Below are 2,738 nucleotides of genomic sequence, written 5' to 3' on the forward strand. Positions count from 1 at the left end.
CCAGTGGGTAGTGACAAGGCTAGCCCACCTGTACTAGAATGATAGCGTCAACTGAGCATTCTTAGTACAGCTTCTAAGCTAATACTAGATTACTTCGTCAAAGGGGATGATCGCAAGGTCATCCCCTTTTTCGTGTCTGTAATTTAAGGGCAATTGAACATAATAGGAATAATAAACACCGATTTTAAGTAAGGTCAGTATAATATGAAATATTTTTTAGGGTGATGTATGAAAGTTTATTGCATAACAACGGGTAAGGAAGAGCGACTACATAGTATTAAAGATCAGATTACTTTTGATTTCGATTTTTATTACGCCAAAACAGAAGATGTTTGTTTAAAAGATTTATCCTTTGACCAAAATAAATCTAAGAATTGGAGGCGTAAGGGGTTAAATCGGAGGGAGGTGTCTTGCTTTCACTCTCATTTAACTCTGTGGAAAATGTGCTACGAGGCCAAGACCCCATTTTTTATTTTTGAAGATAATGTTGAGTTGGTAAGGCACGTTGATTCACTTGATATAGAAAAGGCGGCGGTATATGGCCTTGTTTCATTTGCTCAGAAAACCTCTTATGAAACGATAACTCCACATTATCGGAGGATGTTTTATACGAGAGCTTATGTGATTAGCCCAGGTGCGGCATTTAGGTTGTATAATGCCGCAATGAGACAGCCTGTGTTCTTGCCCGTCGATAGTTTTATTTCGTTGTGGTATTTAACTAAAGTTCGAGGGTATCTATCGGAGAACCCTTTTTTTACAAGAAAAAGCCGTAGTGAAATTGCATCTTTGGTTGGGAATGATAAACCTACGCGGGAGAGAATTGGTAGAATGTCATTTTTCCGATTTGGATTTATTACAACTCGTATATATCGTTTGATAATGCCTCTACTACTAAGTAAGCACGTGATTTAACTTAAATAACGTTGTGCGTTGGTGATCGGTTTACCATAACCTCACTTAGTGTGAAGTGAATGAACGATCATTCATTTTCCATAATTCACTTAGTGCGAAGTGCAGTGTTTCGGTAGAACAATGATTCTCTAAAGGTCGCTATAGCGGCCTTTTTTGTGCCTGATATCAAGAAGGTTTAAGAGGAAATTGCGAAGTAAGGTATTGAGGAGTAAGATAAACGCCAGATAAAACAAAGCCCTGAACATCTTAACTAACTTGGTGGTAAGTGGATAATTCAGGGCTAAATTTCTAAGGTAATTTTAACACATGAACAGACAAATACAATCAGCAGATAACCGCCATAAGCGCAGTTATGTGTGAAAGCTAAACGTTCAGACGCTTTTCAACTCGAACTAATCGAGACACTTCCTTATAAGCCGTATTGCACCGATGAACTCGGTGTCACTTACATACGCCCGAAAAGCACAGCGACCAAGAAGAAGTATCTACAAGTGAACCAACCTAAGTTGGTCACTTATCTACTCTTTGATATTGACCGACAAGGCGCGGTTCTAGCTTGGTACGACAACGACCTACCACCGCCATATTGGTCTTCTAAGACTCCTGAGAACGCGCACGGTCATCTTAGCTACCGTTTGAAAGTTTCTGTATGTACATCTGATATGGCTCACCTTGAGCCGATGAAGTACCTAGCAGCCATTGAGTCAGCCATGACTGAGAAGTTACAAGCTGATAGAGGTTTTTCAGGGCTATTAACTAAAAACCCGTTACATGGTCACTGGCAAACTGAGATCTGGACAGAGCACGAATACACGCTAGATGAACTTGCGGATTATCTCGATTTAAAAGGTCATCCAAAGAAAGGAATTGAATCTTCTGGCTTAGGTCGTAATTGTGAATTGTTTGAATCTGCAAGCAAATGGGCATACAGAACTATTAGGGAGTATTGGGCACCGAACTATAAGCGTAACTGGAACTCGGCTGTCTACGACTACGTAGAAGCCCTTAACGCTCAATTTAAAGAGCCTCTTCCTGTCTCAGAAGTGAAATCTATTTCTAAATCCATCGCTAACTGGACGTATAAGCATTTCACACCTCAAGCTTTTAGAGCTAGCCAAGCAAGGAAAGGTGCTAAAGGCGGTAAGGTTTCTAAAGGTGGTGGTCGCCCAAGTAATGATTTTAGTGAAAATAAGCTAGAGCCTTGGTGTAGCTTAGGAATCAGTCGTCGAACTTATTACAACTGGAAAAAGTCGGGAAAGATTTAAAAGTTGCACTAAAACAAGCCTTATCAGATAACAGCCCGTTTTTGGGCTGTTTTGCTTTCTAGCCTTAAGCGCGATTCTTTCGGATTATCTCCTAGAGTTCCTTTGCCTTACGTTCATCCTTTGAGACCATGTTATATTATAGGAGGTTGAGATTACGCTAAAAGAGATTCCTATCTTTTGCTGTTTAATCTACACCGTTCGGCGCAGTGTGTGAGTAAGCGAAGCGTCCGAACACCGAGCAAGCGGAATACACTCGATCTTAAACTGTGGCACTATCACTCATCATTCCATTCAGATTTTCTTCATGTTTACCTGTAACCCTTTCCTGTAACTAACACTTGTAACGACAGTTACAGCTAGAGGTTACAAGTAAGAGTTACAGGTAACATTGAGTCTTTTTTAATTTAATAAAAGTGATTTTATCTGGGACTAGGATCTGGTACTGCCTTCTGGGACTCGATGAGTCCTAGATCTTAGTCCTTGTTGTTAGTCCCAGAACGTAAAGAATAAGAGCAAAGAAAAGAGCAGCTTAGAAACATGTTTCTAAGACCTAGGATGCGT

At 40.2% G+C, this 2,738-nt stretch carries 2 protein-coding genes; both read left to right on the forward strand.

All coding sequences use genetic code 11. From position 1 onward, the window contains the following. Positions 1-228 precede the first annotated feature (228 nt). Positions 229-912 (forward strand): glycosyltransferase family 25 protein, encoded by a 684-nt coding sequence (locus BCT49_RS10385; protein ID WP_102435149.1) that lies wholly within the window; start codon positions 229-231, stop codon positions 910-912. A gap of 356 nt (positions 913-1,268) precedes the next feature. Continuing rightward, positions 1,269-2,177: a replication initiation protein gene (locus BCT49_RS10390; RefSeq protein WP_102435150.1), complete on the forward strand. Its 909-nt coding sequence runs from the start codon at positions 1,269-1,271 to the stop codon at positions 2,175-2,177. The last annotated feature ends 561 nt before the right edge of the window (positions 2,178-2,738 follow it).

The sequence above is a fragment of the Vibrio lentus genome, assembly GCF_002875945.1.
GTDB classification, from domain to species: Bacteria; Pseudomonadota; Gammaproteobacteria; order Enterobacterales; family Vibrionaceae; genus Vibrio; species Vibrio apostichopi.